At 67.7% G+C, this 15,974-nt stretch carries 18 protein-coding genes and 1 pseudogene; 7 read left to right on the top strand and 12 right to left on the bottom strand.

Annotated features, from left to right (window positions below; all coding sequences use genetic code 11):
* Window positions 1-29: 29 nt before the first annotated feature.
* From F1D05_RS05320 to F1D05_RS05310, 3 genes are read left to right on the top strand one after another with little or no spacing between them, the layout of a single operon-like run.
* The gene (locus tag F1D05_RS05320) at window positions 30-473 is read left to right on the top strand and encodes a hypothetical protein (RefSeq protein WP_185446275.1); all 444 of its coding nucleotides are present in this window, start codon (window positions 30-32) and stop codon (window positions 471-473) included.
* Entirely contained in the window at window positions 470-1,345 is an 876-nt protein-coding gene (locus tag F1D05_RS05315) for a tetratricopeptide repeat protein (RefSeq protein ID WP_185446274.1), read from the top strand. The genes F1D05_RS05320 and F1D05_RS05315 overlap by 4 nt, the downstream gene beginning before the upstream one ends.
* Complete coding sequence (locus tag F1D05_RS05310) at window positions 1,342-2,586, top strand: tetratricopeptide repeat protein (RefSeq protein ID WP_185446273.1); 1,245 nt, start codon at window positions 1,342-1,344, stop codon at window positions 2,584-2,586. The genes F1D05_RS05315 and F1D05_RS05310 overlap by 4 nt, the downstream gene beginning before the upstream one ends.
* A 13-nt stretch (window positions 2,587-2,599) precedes the next feature.
* Here the strand turns inward: F1D05_RS05310 and F1D05_RS05305 are convergent, their stop codons facing one another.
* The 8 genes and pseudogenes from F1D05_RS05305 to F1D05_RS05275 all read right to left on the bottom strand — a co-directional run bounded on the left by F1D05_RS05305 (window position 2,600) and on the right by F1D05_RS05275 (window position 9,856).
* On the bottom strand, window positions 2,600-4,300 hold the full coding sequence (locus F1D05_RS05305) for an elongation factor G-like protein EF-G2 (protein WP_246486443.1): 1,701 nt from the start codon (window positions 4,298-4,300) through the stop codon (window positions 2,600-2,602).
* 70 nt (window positions 4,301-4,370) lie between these two features.
* Window positions 4,371-4,736, bottom strand: a pseudogene (locus tag F1D05_RS39785) (GTP-binding protein); the annotation flags it as partial.
* Window positions 4,737-5,063: 327 nt separating this feature from the next.
* Window positions 5,064-6,275: a response regulator receiver protein gene (locus tag F1D05_RS05300; protein ID WP_185446272.1), complete on the bottom strand. Its 1,212-nt coding sequence runs from the start codon at window positions 6,273-6,275 to the stop codon at window positions 5,064-5,066.
* Between the two features lie 393 nt (window positions 6,276-6,668).
* On the bottom strand, window positions 6,669-6,779 hold the full coding sequence (locus F1D05_RS42825) for a TetR family transcriptional regulator (protein WP_185446271.1): 111 nt from the start codon (window positions 6,777-6,779) through the stop codon (window positions 6,669-6,671).
* Between the two features lie 226 nt (window positions 6,780-7,005).
* Window positions 7,006-8,118 carry a CU044_5270 family protein gene (locus tag F1D05_RS05290; protein ID WP_185446270.1) on the bottom strand — a complete coding sequence of 371 codons (1,113 nt, stop codon included), beginning with the start codon at window positions 8,116-8,118 and terminating at the stop codon, window positions 7,006-7,008.
* Complete coding sequence (locus F1D05_RS05285) at window positions 8,115-8,636, bottom strand: SigE family RNA polymerase sigma factor (protein WP_185446269.1); 522 nt, start codon at window positions 8,634-8,636, stop codon at window positions 8,115-8,117. Before F1D05_RS05285 ends, F1D05_RS05290 begins: the two co-directional genes overlap by 4 nt.
* A gap of 29 nt (window positions 8,637-8,665) precedes the next feature.
* Complete coding sequence (locus F1D05_RS39775; RefSeq protein ID WP_246486441.1) at window positions 8,666-9,094, bottom strand: GAF domain-containing protein; 429 nt, start codon at window positions 9,092-9,094, stop codon at window positions 8,666-8,668.
* Between the two features lie 174 nt (window positions 9,095-9,268).
* On the bottom strand, window positions 9,269-9,856 hold the full coding sequence (locus F1D05_RS05275; protein WP_185446268.1) for a TetR/AcrR family transcriptional regulator: 588 nt from the start codon (window positions 9,854-9,856) through the stop codon (window positions 9,269-9,271).
* A gap of 264 nt (window positions 9,857-10,120) precedes the next feature.
* Here F1D05_RS05275 and F1D05_RS05270 point away from each other — a divergent pair, with 264 nt between their 5' ends.
* Together F1D05_RS05270 and F1D05_RS05265 are read left to right on the top strand one after the other, a co-directional pair.
* A complete protein-coding gene (locus F1D05_RS05270; protein ID WP_185446267.1) occupies window positions 10,121-10,534 on the top strand; it encodes a VOC family protein in 414 nt (137 codons plus the stop codon).
* Between the two features lie 195 nt (window positions 10,535-10,729).
* The gene (locus tag F1D05_RS05265; protein WP_246486440.1) at window positions 10,730-10,954 is read left to right on the top strand and encodes a DUF1905 domain-containing protein; all 225 of its coding nucleotides are present in this window, start codon (window positions 10,730-10,732) and stop codon (window positions 10,952-10,954) included.
* 48 nt (window positions 10,955-11,002) lie between these two features.
* Here F1D05_RS05265 and F1D05_RS05255 read toward each other — a convergent pair whose 3' ends face one another.
* Both F1D05_RS05255 and F1D05_RS05245 read right to left on the bottom strand, forming a co-directional pair.
* The gene (locus F1D05_RS05255) at window positions 11,003-11,500 is read right to left on the bottom strand and encodes an SRPBCC family protein (RefSeq protein WP_185446266.1); all 498 of its coding nucleotides are present in this window, start codon (window positions 11,498-11,500) and stop codon (window positions 11,003-11,005) included.
* 689 nt (window positions 11,501-12,189) lie between these two features.
* Window positions 12,190-12,927 carry a hypothetical protein gene (locus tag F1D05_RS05245; protein WP_185446264.1) on the bottom strand — a complete coding sequence of 246 codons (738 nt, stop codon included), beginning with the start codon at window positions 12,925-12,927 and terminating at the stop codon, window positions 12,190-12,192.
* Between the two features lie 732 nt (window positions 12,928-13,659).
* Between F1D05_RS05245 and F1D05_RS05240 the strand changes: the two genes are divergently transcribed.
* Complete coding sequence (locus F1D05_RS05240; protein WP_185446263.1) at window positions 13,660-13,875, top strand: site-specific integrase; 216 nt, start codon at window positions 13,660-13,662, stop codon at window positions 13,873-13,875.
* A 267-nt stretch (window positions 13,876-14,142) separates the two neighbouring features.
* Here F1D05_RS05240 and F1D05_RS05235 read toward each other — a convergent pair whose 3' ends face one another.
* The gene (locus F1D05_RS05235) at window positions 14,143-14,721 is read right to left on the bottom strand and encodes a TetR/AcrR family transcriptional regulator (RefSeq protein WP_185446262.1); all 579 of its coding nucleotides are present in this window, start codon (window positions 14,719-14,721) and stop codon (window positions 14,143-14,145) included.
* Between the two features lie 92 nt (window positions 14,722-14,813).
* Between F1D05_RS05235 and F1D05_RS05230 the strand changes: the two genes are divergently transcribed.
* Window positions 14,814-15,257 carry a DUF1772 domain-containing protein gene (locus tag F1D05_RS05230; protein ID WP_185446261.1) on the top strand — a complete coding sequence of 148 codons (444 nt, stop codon included), beginning with the start codon at window positions 14,814-14,816 and terminating at the stop codon, window positions 15,255-15,257.
* Window positions 15,258-15,450: 193 nt separating this feature from the next.
* On the opposite strand, the gene F1D05_RS05225 is transcribed toward F1D05_RS05230, so the two are convergent.
* Window positions 15,451-15,669: a VOC family protein gene (locus tag F1D05_RS05225; protein WP_185446260.1), complete on the bottom strand. Its 219-nt coding sequence runs from the start codon at window positions 15,667-15,669 to the stop codon at window positions 15,451-15,453.
* Between the last annotated feature and the right edge of the window lie 305 nt (window positions 15,670-15,974).

The following is a 15,974-nucleotide window of genomic DNA, read 5'->3' as shown; positions in this document are numbered from 1 at the left end:
GCCCGACCCGATCAGTGACCAGGAGCCCGATGTCCGACGAACTGCTGCGCCCGACCATCGGCGCCGGCGTCGACATGGCCGTGCGTCCCTGGCGGCTGATGTCGCAGACGTACGTCGCCTTCTTCGGCGGCGTCATCTCCACGACCGTGATCGCGTTCCTGAACGCCCGCCGGCTCGGTGTCGAGCCTTCGAAGCGCCGGTTGATCCTGCTGGCCGGTCTGGCCGGCCTGATCGTGGCCGCGGTGGTCATCGCGCTACTCGACACCGCTACGACGAGCGGCATCCGGGTCGCTATCCGCGTCGTCGCAGTTGTCACCTGCCTCGCCCAGCTCAGGATCCAGCGCCCGATGGACCGGGCCTTCCAGTTGCGTGGCCAGGACTACCGCTCGCTGTGGGGTCCGGGGATCGCTGCCGTGATCGGCGGCGGTCTGATCGAGGCGGTCCTGCTCGCCGGCGTGGCGGTGCTGCTGTGAGTGAGCCAACCGAGTCCCGGTTGCAGATGGCGGGTCATTGGCTGCAGATCGGTCACCCCGAACGCACTCTCGACGAGCTTCAGGGTCTATGGGGCGATGCCGCCCTCGACTACCGGGCCTACCTCTTCCGGGGTGCGGCGCTGCACGCACTGGACCGCAATACCGAAGCTATCGACGTACTGCGTGATGGCTTGTCCCACTACGGCCAGTCGCCTCTCTTGCTCCAGATCCTGGGCTCGGCGCTGCGGGCCGAGGGTCGTTTGCCGGAGGCCGAGTCGGTCTTCCTGCAAGGGCTCAGCATCGATCCGAACGAGCCGGATCTGCTGATCGGCTACGCGATGGTCTGCCTGGCCGCGGGTCAGGCCGAGAAGGCTGGTGCGTTGGTCGAACGCGCTGCCTCGCAGGCTCCCGAGAGCGCTGCCGTCTCCGCGGCCCGGGCGCAGGTCGCCTTCGCGCTCGGCAAGGACAAGGAGATGTTCCGGCACACCGAGGAAGCGCTCTCCTACGATCCCGAGGATCCGAACGCGCGAGCGCTGCACGGTACTGCGTCGATGCTCACCGGCGATCCGCGGACGGGATACCGCTCTCTCGCGTCCGCGGCGGCGGCTCATCCAGGTGAGGCGGATCTCCGCGACGCGGCCCGCAACGCCAAGCTGGCGAACCACCCGCTGCTCCGGCCGTTGCGCCCGCTCCAACGGTTCAATCCGCTGGTCGTCTGGGTCTGCGTGGTGGCTGTGATCTACGGTCTGCGCGCTGCGCATCTCGGTGCCGCCTCGGCTGCCGTGGCGATAGCGTGGTTCGCGTTCTGTGTGTACTCGTGGGTCGCGCCGCCGCTGGTACGACGCTGGATCAACCGAAGGTGGGGTTCATGACCGACGACCGGATCTCCGCGCTGCGCAAGGCGGTGGAGACGAACCCGGACGACGTGCTGCTGCGGCTCGTTCTGGCGGAGTCCCTCGTCACGGCGGGCGAGACCGAGGCGGCGCTCGATCAGTACGTCGTACTGCTCGATCAGCAAGGCGTCCCTGACGATCAGCTGGTGACGGTCGGCGAGTTGGCAGCGGCGAACGGGCGACTCGCGTTGTTGCGGAGCTGCCTCGAAACCGCGCGGCAGGTCGGCGTGGTCGAGGGGACCGGGCGGTTGCAGCAGTTGGTGGACGAGATGATCTCCAGCCGCAGCGGCGTCAAGGTGAAGCTCGGGCCTGAGGCCGCCGAGGACCTCGCCGGCGACGTGTCGAAGGAGCTCACCACCTTCGACCAGGTCGGTGGGATGGAAGAGATCAAGCGGGTCATCCACCGGATGGTCATCCTCCCGCTGAGCCGGCCGGAGCTGTACGAGAAGTACGGGCGCCGGTCCGGCGGCGGCGTGATGCTCTACGGTCCGCCTGGTTGCGGGAAGACGCTGCTGGCGCGGGCAACCGCCGGCGAGTGCGGTCTGCCGTTCGTGAACGTCCGGATCGAGGACGTGATGGATCCGTACCTCGGTGTCTCGGAGCGGAATCTGCATGCCGCCTTCGAGCGCGCCCGGGCCAACGCGCCGTGCGTGTTGTTCCTGGACGAGCTGGATGCGCTGGCCTTCGCCCGGCACAAGCACGGCGGCTCGGAGTCACGCCGGCTGGTCGACGTACTGCTGCAGGAACTCGACGCGATCGGCTCCGACAACGACGGGCTGCTGGTCCTGGCCGCGACGAACGCGCCGTGGGACGTCGACGAAGCGATGCTGCGGCCGGGGCGGTTCGACCGGGTCATCTTCGTGCCGCCGCCGGACGAACCGGCCCGCGCGGACATCCTCAAGGTGCTGCTGAAGGACGTCCCGGCGGATGAGCTCGATCTGTCCGCGCTGGCGAAGGAGGCACCGATGTTCAGCGGTGCCGATCTGCGTGCGCTGGTGGAACGCTCGGTCGACCGGGTGATCGACGAGGCGCTCGCGACCGGTGGCGAGCCGCCGCTGTCGATGCGACACCTCACCGAAGCGCTGGCGACCGTGAAGCCGTCGACGCTGGACTGGTTGCACCGGGTCCGCTCGTACATCGAGTTCGCCAACCAGGCCGAGCGGTACGACGACGTGGCGGCGTACCTCCGCAGCAAAGACGTCCGCCGCCGACTGTCCTAGTTGTACGGGGTGGTCAGGCGGACGACTTGACTCTCGCGGCGGCGGAATCGGGCATGGCCTCGTAGCGGGCGAAGGTTCGTGAGAACGACGCGGCGCCGTGGGAGAGCGATCTCAGGTCGATCGAGTAGCGGGTGATCTCGACCTGCGGGACCTCGGCCTTGACCAGCGTCCGGTTGTCGCCGACGCGTTCGGTCCCGAGCAGCCGGCCGCGGCGTCCGGACAGATCGCTCATCACCGAGCCGACCAGGTCGTCGGGAACCAGCACCGACACGAGATCCACGGGCTCCAGCAGATTCACCTTGGTCGCGTTGGCCGCTTCGCGCAGCGCGAGCCCGCCGGCCATCTGGAACGCCATGTCCGACGAGTCGACGCTGTGCGCCTTGCCGTCGAGCAGCGTCACCCGGATGTTGACCATCGGATATCCGGCGCCGACACCCCTCTCCATCTGAGCGCGAATGCCCTTCTCGACACTCGGGATGAACTGCCGCGGCACCGACCCGCCGACCACCTTGTCGACGAACTCGAACTCGTTGCCCTCCGGCAGCGGCTCCACCTCGATATCGCAAACGGCGTACTGACCATGGCCGCCGGACTGCTTCACATGGCGGCCGTGCCCCTTCGCCTTGCCGCCGAAGGTCTCCCGCAACGGCACTCGAAGCTCCACCGTGTCCACAGTTACGCCGTACCGGTTGGCAAGCGCATCGAGTACGACGTCCGAATGCGCCTCGCCCATGCACCACAGGACGATCTGGTGGGTCTCCGGGTTCTGCTCGATCCGCAGGGTCGGATCCTCCGCGGCAAGTCGCTGCAGGCCGACCGACAACTTGTCTTCGTCGGTCTTCGCATGCGCTTGTACTGCGATCGGCAACAGCGGCTCGGGCATGTTCCACGGCCTGAGCAGCAGCGGCTCGGCCTTGTCGGACAGGGTGTCGCCGGTCTCGGCACGAGTCAGCCGGCCGATCGCGCACAGATCTCCCGCGACCACCGACGGGGCGGGTCGTTGTTGCTTGCCCAGTGGGAAGGACAGCGTGCCGATGCGCTCGTCCTCGTCGTGGTCGGCATGGGTGTTGCCCTCGCCGAAGAAGGACGTGAAATGGCCCGACACGTGAACCGTCGTGTCGGGCCTGATGGTGCCGGAGAACACCCGGACCAGGCTGACCCTGCCGACGTACGGGTCCGACGTCGTCTTCACCACCTCGGCGAGCAGCGGGCCGTTCGGGTCGCAGGGCAGCTTCTTCTTCGGTACGCCGTGGGGCGAGAACACCTCGGGCACCTGGTGCTCGGGCGGCGACGGGAATCCGCTGGTCGCGACTTCGAGCAGCTCCATCGTGCCGACGGCGGTGCCGCTGCAGACCGGGATGACCGGGAAGAAGGATCCGCGAGCAACAGCTCTCTCGAGATCCTCGATCAGCACGTCCTGGCCGATCTCCTCACCGCCGAGATAGCGGTCCATCAGCGACTCGTCCTCGGACTCCTCGATGATGCCTTCGATCAGGGTGCCGCGCAGCACTTCGAGCTCGTCCGCGTACGCCGGGTCGGGATCGCGGGTGCTCCGCTTGCCGCCTTCATACTGGTACTGCGTCTGGGAGAGCAACCCGACCAGGCCGTCGCCGGTCGGCAGGTAGAGCGGCAGAACCTTGTCCCCGAACGCGTTCTGGGCAGCGGAGAGCGCGTTCTCGTAGTTGGCCCGGGCATGGTCGAGTTTGGTGATCACGACGGCCCCGCGGCATCCCGACCTGGTCGCACTCCTGCCACAGCGCCTTGGTCGGTTCGTCGACGGTGTCGTTCGCCGGGATCACGAAGAGAGCGCAATCCGCCGCTCTCAAGCCGGCCCGCAGCTCGCCGACGAAATCGGCGTACCCCGGGGTGTCGATCAGGTTCACCTTGATCCCGGCATGGGGGAGCGGTGCGAGCGCTAGGCCCACGGACCGCTGCTGCCGGATCTCCGCCTCGTCGCTGTCACACACCGTCGTGCCGTCGAGGACGGACCCCGGTCTGGTCAGCACCCCGGAGGCGACCAGTAGCGCCTCGACGAGGGTGGTCTTGCCGGCCCCCGACGGCCCGACCAGCACCACGTTCCGGATGGCGGCCGGGCTGTCCGCACTGGGAGCGGCTCCGGCGCCCTGAGAAGTATTCGCCTTGTCTGCCATGACGTTCCTCCTAGTTAAGCCACAATTCCGCAACCCCCCACCCAACACAACCCCCGCGCCCCGACTCCCTCCCCCCCACTCACATCGGGACCAGGTCCGCCTTTGAGCACGAGATGAGCACCTCCAGCCGAAGATCTACCCACCCCATGCACAAGGGCGCCACGACTGGGGCAGCCGGACCTGGGTGCCGGGGTGCTTGTGCTTGGGGTGAGTACGTCCCGACTGAGGTGTGCTGAGGGCGTGCACAGAGGCGGCTGGCTGACCCGGGCGGAGCGGGAGCGCCCACTGGATCGGTGCCGTGGGGCCCGCGCCCGCCGCCGGCGGCGGTTAGGGGACTGGGGCGGTGCTGGGGGAGCCGACGGGAGCTGCGGCGGTGGCGGAGCCGACGGGAGCTGCGGCGGTGGGGGAGCCGACGGGAGCTGCGGCGGTGGGGGAGCCGACGAGGGCTGCCGCGGCGGGGGAGGTGTGCGTGGTGACGGCGGTTAGGAGGGAGTGGAGGTCGTCGGGGTGTAGGCGTGAAGTGGTCTGCCGGGTGGTCCTCAAGTGTTCTAGTTCGGCGCGTAGGTGGGCGATCTCTATGGCGTCCTCGGTCCGCCGACGGTCGGCCAGCTCCTCGATCCGGGTCTTCTCCGCTGCAGCCTCGCGAAGGGCATCTGCCGCTGTCAGCTGCGCGGTCTCGAGTGTGAGGTTCGCCTGCTCAAGAGATTGTTCGGCAGCGGTGAGTTGGTCCTTCAGCGCTAGCCGTCTCGTGTCTGCCTGCATCTGGGCCGCTTCGGACGCGCGTAGGCGGTCCCGCTCGTTGGTCAGCTCGGCGCGCAACGAATCGCGGTCTGCTTGAGCGGCGTCTCGTTCTGCTGACGCGCGCTCAGCCAGTACGGCCGCGCGCTCGGCCTGTACTGCGGTGTCGCGCGCCTCTCGCTCGGCGCCGACAGCGCGCTCTTCCAGCCGTACGGCGTGGAGCTCGGCGGCCCGTTGGGCGGTGGTTGCGTGGTCGGCCTCTTGGCGGGCAGCGCCGAGGGTCTCGGTCGCCTGTAGTGCCTGGCGCGCTGCGGCGTTGGCACGCTCTACAGCTTCGGCGCGCTCCTTCGCAGACCGCTCCGCTGCAGCCGCACTTTGCCGGGCGCGGTTCTCTGCCTGCTCGCGCGCTTCCTCGGCAGCTACTCGAGTGCGCTCCGCCTCCGCGACCTGTCCGTGCGCGGTTTCCACAGCAGCAACAGCAGCAGCCTCGACCTCATCCAGTCGCGCCGTCACCGATGCCAGTGCTGCGGTCAGGGCATCCACCGGTCCCCGTACTGCGTCCAGGTGGTCGCGCAGTCGCTCGGCGTCCAGCCGAAACGTGTTGCTCCCGGCGTCCAGCCCCAGCGCACCCAACGCCTCCCGCTCAGCCCGCGCCATCTGCGAGCAATTCCGGCCGCCCTCCCAGCGGGTGTCCCGGCAGAAACTCCGCGGCCGTCCGCCCTGCATCCCAGGCGCCGGTAGTTCTGCCCGGCACTTGCTGTAGCCGCATCGCCCAGCGTCCTCACGCCCCACAGTTTCCATGCCCGGAGCGTAGGAGTTAGCAATTACAAAACCGCATAACCGGTACGGCGTTTCCAAAACCAAACCAAATACGCACGAAACCAGCGTTTCGTGGGCGCGACGATCGATCGACCCGAAACGGCGCTACGAGGGGTGTCGGTAAGGAACGTGTCACCAGCGGCAAACGAGCCCGGATTTGGCGGTGACGCAGTCCCCGGTACTGCAGCAGCGGCTGCAGGGTGCGGTCGTGACCCGTCCGTCGATCGCCGTGGGTCAGCGGTACAGCAGTTGGTGCCAAGGATGTGATCAGGCTTGAGCGGCAACGGAGCGTCAGTGGCGTCAGCGGGCCGATCAGGGTCGAGTTACCGGCATCCAGCGTTCCGATGCAGGTGGTCTCTGTGGACCCGATGCCGTCTACGGCTTCGACAGGTGCCGGTAGATCGTGGGGCGGGTGACGCCGAATTCGGCTGCGATCTCGGCGACGGTGTAGCGCCGCCTTCCGTCCTCGGCAACTTCTTCGTACATCTGACGGCAGGGCTGATAGCGGTACCGGTCGGTGCTGATGCGGCCGAAGTGTCCTGCGTCTACCGAGCGACGGGCACGAGTCTGGGACTGGCCATCGGAGCAACCACCCTGCTGGCCATGGCCGCCCTCGCCTGCGTACTCGCACTGCGTCGCCGTCAGCTGGCCACGGCGGCGTAGTACTACCGCCGCCGTGGCCAGTGAGTGCGCTGCTGCCGCGGGCCTCAGCTCACTTGATCGCGGCCGGCGGGACCTGCGGGGTGTTGTCGGTCCAGCCCGAGAGCAGGACCGTGCTGTCGCCGTTCTTGCCGCCGGTGTGGCGGCTGCTCAGCAGCTTGCCGGTCTTCGGTTGGATGATCAGCTGCAGCTCGAGCTGGTACTGCGGGAAGGAGAAGCTCACGGCCGTCCCCTGCCTGCCGACCAGGTCGCTCACGTTCGGCGTGACCGTGGCGCCCGGCAGGCCGGCCAGCAATCGGAACGCCGCTGCCCGGACCTTGGGCAGAGCAGGCGTGTTGCTGAGCAGACCGGAAGAGATCTGCGCGAGTGCCGACACCTCGGAGGCGTCAGGAGCTAGCTCGCTCTGTGCCTTCAGCAGTACCGAACGCAGTGCCGCGGGATCGGTCGGCAGTGCCAGGACGTCCCGCAACGTTGCGTGCAGTCCGAGTGCGGAGTACAGGTCGGCCCCGTTCTGCAGCTCGGTCAGCTGTCCCTTGCCCGGCTTGGTCGACAGGATCAGGTCGTGCTTGTCGACGGTGTCGCTCGGCCCGGTGTTCCAGCTGGTCGGCGCACCCGCCCGCTTCCAGGCCGCTGTGTCGGCAGCCGTCGCCGGCCGCGCACCAAGCGAGCGATAGCCCACGAACGCGGTCCCGCCCTTCAGCCCGGTCCACTGCTCCGTCACTCGCAGTTCCCGCAGCTTATATCCACCGGGGCCGGCCGGCTGCGACCCGCAGCATGTCACCCGGCCGTCGCTCGTCACGGTCCACTCACCGCTGTAGACGGTCCGGACCCGGAAGTACTTGCCCGCCGTCGCTTCGGCCTTCTCCTCCTGGGCCGCGGCGACCAGCAGCAGCTCGCCGGCCGTCGACACCTTCGCCGGCCCGTCCGAGCTGGTGACCGCCCCAGGCGGCGCCGCAACGGTGGAACCGGAGCCACCCGACATCACGAGTGGTACTGCGAGCGCGGCGATGGTTACCACCGCGGCTCCGGCCGTCAGACCAGCCCCGGTGAACCGGCGGCGGCGCGCGGCCTTCTTGGACCGGTTGAGGTCGGCGGCGACCTCGGTGTCCGTGGCGGCCGTCTCGTATCCGGCGGCCTGGTCGAGCAGGTTCTTCAGGTCAGTCATCGCACGTGCTCCAAAGTGTCCAGGGGTTCGGTCATGAGGTCGCGCAACGTGTCCAGCCCACGAGCGGTCTGGCTCTTCACGGTGCCTTGGCTGCACGTCATCAGCTCCGCGACCGTCGCCACGTCCAGATCGGCGAAGAACCGCAGAACGACGGCGGCCCGCTGCCGCTTCGGCAGCTCCGCCAAGGCCGCCAGGATGGTCAGCCGGTCCTCGGCGCCGCTACCACTGCCGGCCGGTGGCCCGGCCTCGGCCAGCTCCTCGGTCAACGTCTCGCGATGACGCCAGAACCGGCGCTTCTCGTCGATAAAGACGTTCACCAGGATCTTGTCGGCGTACCGGGCGGCGCCGACCTCCGGCCGGACCGCTCCCCACTTCAGGTACAGCTTGGTGAGAGCGGTCTGCACCAGGTCTTCGGCCCAGTGCACGTCACCGGTGGCCAGCAGCCGCGCCAGGCGGATCATCCGCCCTCGATCGCTGTGCACGTAGCTGGTAAATTCCTTGTCGCGGTCGGTGGCCACGCATCCTCCGGGTCGTCTCGGGCGCTTTCTCACCGTTTAGTACCGGTTGGCGCGATGCTCCGGTTGCATCGAGGGTCCGGATCTGGCGGTTGGAGTTCATCCCGTCCTGGAGTGTCACGGCGTCTCTTCGGGCTGCTGCAGCGGCTGTCTCGGCGTGCTGGCGGGCTTGTTCTTCCAGGGCGACCACTCGCATCGCAGAGGCGCAGCTCCAGCTCGTCCATCACCACCGCAGCCAGATCCTGGCGGGTGGCGACCTGATCCGGCGTCGCGTGGCGGGGTTCGCGGTCGATTGCACACAGGGTGCCCAGGTTGTGCCCGTCGTTGGTGGTCAGCGGGATGCCGAGGTAGAAGCGCAGACCCAGTGATCCGGTCACCAGGGGATTGAGGAGGGTGCGGGGGTCGACGGCAGCGTTGGAAATCTCCCACGGTTCACCCTGCAGGATCGCGGAGGCGCACAATCCCGGTTCGCGGTCGATCTGGTCGACGTCGAGGCCGTAGCGGGACTTGACCAGATCCGGTCGCTGTCGACCAGGGTGACGATCGAGATCGGCACCTGCAGGTACCGGGCGGCCAGCGCGGTGGTTCGATCGAACGCGCCGCCGGGCGGGACCGGCCAGTGGAGACGGGCTGCTTCAGGTGGCCCGGGGGCGTAGTCCGGTCAGGGTGTTGTCGATGAGGTCGGGGACGTCCTGCGGGTGCAGGGTGTCGGTGCCGAGCAGGAGCCGGTAGTACATCGCTCCGTAGATCATCTCGACCATGGTCCGGGTGGGGATGTCGGCGCGGAGCTGGCCGGCGGCTATGGCGTGGTCGAGGCGGGCTTGGCAGGCTCGGGTGGGTGGTTCGACGAGGGCGTCCAGGATGGCCGCGCCGATGGCCGGGGTGCTCTGGGCTTCACCGATCAGGCCCCGGAAGACGGTGCCCACGTCGCCGATGAGCAGCCTGATGACCTCGGTCATCTGGGTGCACAGGTCGGCGCGGATGTCACCGGTGTCGGGGAAGTCGATCGCGTCGCTGATGCGGTCCTTCAGCGCGTCGAGGGTGAGAGCGCCCTTGGACGGCCACCAGCGATAGATCGTGGTCTTGCCGACGTCGGCTGTTTTGGCGATGGCTTCGATTGTCACGTGAGCGTAGCCGTTGCGCGCGATCAGCTCGTTGGTGGCGTCAAGGATGGCCCTGCGGGACTGGGCGTTGCGGCGCTCCGGCTTTGAGCCAGGGTTCATGGCTCGATACTACCGCACAGACGCTACGACACGTTTCGTATTGACGCGCGGTCGGCCGTTGATCTACCATCTAAACGCAATGCAACGCTACGTAGCGTGTCGTTTGAGGGAGATGAACTCGATGCCCTCGAACGACAAGACAATCACCCCCCAGATCGGGGCGGCGACACATGCGCCGGGGTGGCGTCCGTATCTGCCGGGATGCTCGGCCGGGCACATAACCACCCATGCATCACATGATCATCCATATTTGAGGAGTAGGACATGAAGGCACACGTCAGCTCGATTCTTCTTGGTGTCAGGGACATGGACCGGGCCAAGCAGTTCTACGTCGAGGGGCTCGGCTGGAAGATCCAGAGCGACTACCGCATCTCGGTGTTCTTCGAAGCGGACGGCGCCTCGCCCGTCGGCTTCTACGGCCGCGAAGGCCTGGCCGGCCAGGTGGGCACGGACCAGGAAGGCAGCGGTTTCAGCGGGCTGGTTCTGACCTATGTCGTCCGTAGTGAGGTCCGGGTCGATGAGGTGATGGCGGAGGCGGAGAAGGCCGGCGCCACGGTCCTCAAGCCCGCCGGTGCTCTGCCGTGGGGCGGGTACGGCGGTACCTTCGCCGATCCGGACGGCTACATCTGGAGTGTCGGCTACAGCGCCCAAGGAACCGACCAGCCCTACGCGGAGTAGCCGCGGTCTTTGTCTCCCAGCCCGTCCGGGACGGCGGGCCGCCTGCCGCCGCCGTCCCGGACAGCTGTGACCCTGGCAGGACGAACAGGAGGAGATCATGAAGTTTCGGGCCTACGTCGAGCCGCCTGAGCCCATGCGGGGTCTGGAAGTTCCGTCCGAGGTGGTAGCGGCGCTCGGCGGGGCGCGCGTCCGCCGGTGACGATCACGGTCAACGGGCATTGCTGGAGGAGCCGCGTCGCCATCTTGCGCGGCCGTCACCTGCTCGGTCTCAGCAACGCCGCCGGTGTGGCGATCGGCGACGAGGTCGAGGTGGAACTGGTCCTCCGTCACCCGCTGCCCGCAGTGATCCGGATCCTCGCGGTCACCTGGCTGCACCGGATCCTGCACGTCGAGCGGACCCCGCTGCCGATCTCAGCCTGAGTACTACGGCCCCGCCCGCCGCTCGCCGGGCGGGCGGGGATCGAACCCTCAGCCCTCGGAAGCCCGCTTCAGCGTGTCCAGCGACTCGACCAGCACGGCGCCGAGCTTCTTGGAGTTGAAGAAGAGGCCGAAGAGCGGGCCGGCCATCGACTCCTCGACGACGACCCGGGTGGAGTTCTCGCCGGTGGACTCCAGGGTGAAGCGGTGGACGACCTTGGCGCCGAAGGCCGCGCCTGTCCAGGCGATCTCGTGCGGGCCGTCGACGACGGCGAAGCGCGCCTTCATCTTCGCGCCGCTTTTGGCCCGGGTGAACCGGCCATCGACCGTGACGCCGTTCTCAAGCTGGATGTCCTTCACGCCGGGCTCGAGGTTGGTGTCCCAGCTCGGGACATCGCTCAGTTTCTGCCAGACCCGCTCGATCGGCGCCGCGATGACGATCTCCCGGCGCCCCTGGATCGCGGCCCGGTCGTCGATCCGGCTCTTCTTCGCGTACTCCTCGTGCAGGACAGTGATCGACGGGCCGGTGTAGAAAAGCGAGTTGGTCATCTGCCATCCTTCGTTGATGCAACTCCGCGTTGCAATTACGCCGGACTATGCCACCCCGCAGGGGCGGCCGCCGTGCGGACACTATTCTCCGGCGCGCAGTCCTACCCGGAGGTCGCCCAGGTCATGCGAGCGTTCTTGGCCGGCCGCCTGGCGAAGGTCGCGCCGACCCCGCGGCAGCCGTAGTACTGATTGCAGCCCGGGCCGGAATGTTCGTTGTGATCTAAGCCGCTGGTGACACTACGCCGGCCACCCGTCGGCGACGGAGTCGAATGCGCTGTTCCGGCCCCGTACGGCGATATGAGCTAACGGCCATGGCCTGGCGGTGCGGCAGGTGCGACGGGGCGGTCGACGTCCTGGTCCACTCACCGCACTGCCCGAACAACCGCGACCAGGACGCGAGCGTGAGCCTGGTCGACTGGTCGACTGTTCACCAGCCGCAGCGCCGCCCGGATCCGCGAGACGACGATGCCTGACCGAGCACGGCGCATTGACTCGGCCGTGGTCCGGCTGCCCGCCGATCTGGCCGGCCCGGTCGACGTCGAGCTGACTCACTCGGTGGAGACCATCCCGACCCGTTTCAAGCCCGGCTCGATCGCGCTGAACCCAAATGGGACGGCTACATTCACTGAACCCCGTCAAGGTGTGATCCCAGGACGTAGCTTTCGCTGCGGAAGCTCGTGCACCAAGTGTCACCGTGCGGGACTTGAGCCACGTAGTGCCCCCCGTGTATCACGGTGCACCGAGTCGCGCGCGCCTTGCGCTCGCTGCGAGGCCTGCACCGAGGCGGCAGCCGGTTCGGAACTGTCGATCCGGGACGCCAACTCGTCGATCTGGAACGTGGTCTTGCTCAGGTCGGACCGGAGCTGATCGAGTGCCGCACCCGGTGTGACGCGGCCCAGGCGCTCGTCCAACTCTGCTGCTAGGTCGGAAGTGAGTTCGTCCGTCGTGAAGGTGTCTGCCAAGACGACACCCCCATCGGGAGACAGCCCCGGCGGTGTCGGCGTGTAGCCGGCAGCGAACTCAGCACGGGAGGACATGGACTCGAGATTCCGGTGGAGGGTGGCCATCGAGTCCTGATTCGTCTGGAGCGCCGTGTGCAAGCGATCGAAGTCGGTGCGCAGGGCTTCAGGCGCTTTGGTGGCGGTGTCTCCGAGCGTCGTTTGCGCAGTCCGCAGCTGATCTTCAAGCGGCTTGATCGCCTCTGCCACCTGCGCCATTCGCTCCCCCCAGGCGCGGACGGTCTGGGCGAGGTGCTGCGTTGCTTGCCTACGTTCCGCAGTCTGCGCGGCGGCCACGGCGGTCTCGGGCTGCCCGGCCATGGTCTGCTCGGTCGCGGTCCGGTCGGCAGTTGCGTGCACGGCCAAGGTGGTCCCCAGGGCGTCGCGGAGGTCGTCGGCCGTGGGTGCTTGCGCGCCGGCCTCGGCCACGCCGCGGCTCGCGGCGCTGATGGTGTCCCGCGCCGTCCCGATCGCATCGACGAGAGCGTGCTTCTCCGCTGCCGCGTTCTGCGCGGGCCTGCTCTGTTGCGGCAGCCTGCTTCGCGGACTCGTGTGCCGCTTCTCTGCGTACTGCCGCCGCGATCGGGTCGGGCCGCGGACCCTCGCCGACGCCTCCGAACGCGGCTCTCATGCTCCTCGCGAGTTCAGGATCGAGGTCCTGCGCCAAAGCTGTCACCTGCTTGGTTGTGGTCTGACCGGATCGCTTAGGTTGCCGTGCCTAACCCTACGATGCCCCAGGGACCACCGGTCAGATTGGTACGAGCAGCCAGGTGCTCCGAATCGTCCGGGAACAGCACCGCCATCGCAGCCCTGACTCAAACCGCACCACCCGGCCCCAATTCAACAACTGCCATCCGCAGATCCTCTCCAGCCCACCGACCGACGAGCCGACCGGCACGCTGAAGAGTTGAGTCAATTAGCCGGCTCGCCATAGTGCGCTCCGGCAGCGGAGCGAGGTTGTGGTCGCGGCAGCGCAAAGACCTGACCCACCGGTTCCCCGACGTCGCGGTCGCGGCCAGTGCCCAGCTGCCCGCCGGCGTACGGCGTTATCTGAGGTCGCAGGTCAGGTGTTCAACACGTCGCGGACTCGCCGACGGGCGTCCCTGGCTGTCCTGTTGGACAGCCCTAGGTTCTCGTGTCTACGACACGGCGGGAGAGTCGATGTGGGTACAGCGGGTGGCTCCTGTCGGGGCTGGTGAAGAGTCGTGGACCGTGCTGGGCGATGACTGGCGCCAGGTGGTGCCGGACGAGCAGTTCTTGTCGCACCTGACTGATCAGCGTCGTTCGCCGAACACGGTGAAGGCGTACGCGCACGACCTCAAGGACTGCAAGTTCCAGCCCGACAAGCAGGTGCCGTCGGAATTCAGGGAGATCTGACGTCACAGAACACGGTCAGAACCAACCTGACAGTGCTCCACCGGCTCGACCAGTCCGCTGGCCGGCTGAGGTTAGCGATGCACATGGCGAGGTGGCGTGGCTGCACGACTATCTGGCCCGGCTGGCCCGAACGACGCTTCCCGCGCCAAGACCCCTGCCTATCGACGGTGAGCGCAGCTGGTCCGTCTAGCAAGACGCGGAAGCGATGCCGCAGGCAGGCAGCGGCGGGGCCCGAGGGCCCCGGCTGCGTGCCCGCGGGATGGTGTGTCAGAGCACGGCGAGGCGGTCCACCAGCAGTTCTATCCTCTGCTCGGTGTCGCCGGGCAGCAGCCGTCCCGACCGGGTCAGGGTCGCCACCCCGTGCAGGGACGCCCAGAACACCTCGGTGAACAGCCCAGGGTGGACGTCGTCCCCGGCGACCTCGCCGAGGCACTCCAGCAGCGCGGCGAAGGCGTCCTTGAGAGGTTCCGGGGTGTCGTCCTGTGCGTACGCCAGACCGCCGTCGAGTTGGAAGATGGCGTCGTAGACCGCCGGGTTGCGTGCGGCGAAGTCGAGGTAGGCGCGCGCGAGGGCGGCGACCCGCTCGTGCGGGTCGTCCACGGCGGCGGTCGCGGCCCGCACCGCCGCGGCCATCTCTGTGGCGCCTTGGAGGGCGACGGCGCCGATGATCTCGCGCTTGCCGCGGAAATGGCTGTAGAGCACGGGCTGGCTGTACTCGATGCGCTCGGCCAGCCGGCGCGTGGTGACCGCGTCCCAGCCCTGTTGCTCGGCGAGTTCACGGGCCGTCGCCACGATGAGGCGTTCGCGGTCCGCCCGTTCGCGCTCCTTGCGTTCGTGTACCGACATAACTCGAATCCTAGCATCGCTAGACATGCAAGCGGCAGCAATGCTAGCGTTGCTCACATCAACTAGCAGCGCTAGATCTTAGGAGAGTACCCGTGCTCAGCGCACTTCAGGTCATCACCACCGTGGTCGTCGGTCTGATGGTGGGGGTGGAGTTCTCCGTCGCCTTCGTCATGAACCCGATCTTCAACGCCCTCCCGGACAACAGCAATCAGCAGGCCCGCTCCCACGGGGGCAGGATGCTCGGCGCCGTGATGCCGGTCTGGTACATCGGCTCGCTCGTCCTCGTCGGCATCTGTGCCGTCGCCGGATGGCACCACCACGGCACCGTCCTCGTCGTCGCCGCCGCGCTGCTGATCGTCAGTGTGATCATGTCGGTCCTGCTGCTCGTCCCGATCAACAACCAGGGCAAGACCTGGACCCCCGACAACCGGCCCGACGACTGGAAGCAGCAGATGAAGCGCTGGGACCGCTACCACTACGTCCGCGTAGCAGTCATCGTCGCCGCCTTCGCTGTGCTGGTCGCCGCGCTCGTCTGAGCCAGGACACATCCACTGACCGATAGCGAGGAGAAGTACCGAAAATGGCCAAGCTGCCGAGTCTCGACCCGCACACACCGATGTTCGCGCAGCTCAAGGAGGAGACCGGGCCCATCGTCCTGGCCAACACCTCCGTCGTCCCGGAGGGGAGGACCGAAGCGTTCCTGGCCCTCTTTCGGAGGCGGGGCCGAGTTCATGAAGGCCCAGCGGGGATTCGTTTCCCTGCGGATGCACAAGGGAACGGCGGGCAGCCTTCGACCATCCCGTAACTGTCGTCGCTGTAGGTGACCTTCCAGCCGAGCGCGGCCGCGTAGAACCGCGCCAGCCTCGCTGGGTCCGCGCTGTCGATGTTGAGCATCGACAGCGCCGCCGTCGGCTCGCCACGCTCTCCTATTGACTGTGTGTGACTCATACATATAACCCAGAGTGGTGTCGTCAACGATGTCAAGCAGCCAGCACGCAGCCAACGCCCTAGGCGCGTTGAGTCTCGTGATCGCTGACCGGATGAGCGCCGCCGTCGAAGCGATTGCGGAACTTGGCCCGTCAGCCCCGGCCACACTGGCCGCGCTGCACGAGTTCCTCGACGGCGGATCGGTAACCCAGTTGAGTTCCGCTCTGGGGCCTGACCCACTCGGGCACCGTCCGCCTCGTCGACCGCCTCGCCGCCGAGGGCCTCGTCGAGCGGGTCAGAGCGCAGGACGGACGGGCCGTATCCGT

The organism is Kribbella qitaiheensis (genome assembly GCF_014217565.1).
Lineage (GTDB): Bacteria > Actinomycetota > Actinomycetes > Propionibacteriales > Kribbellaceae > Kribbella > Kribbella qitaiheensis_A.
This window is presented reverse-complemented; position numbering and strand designations above follow the sequence as displayed.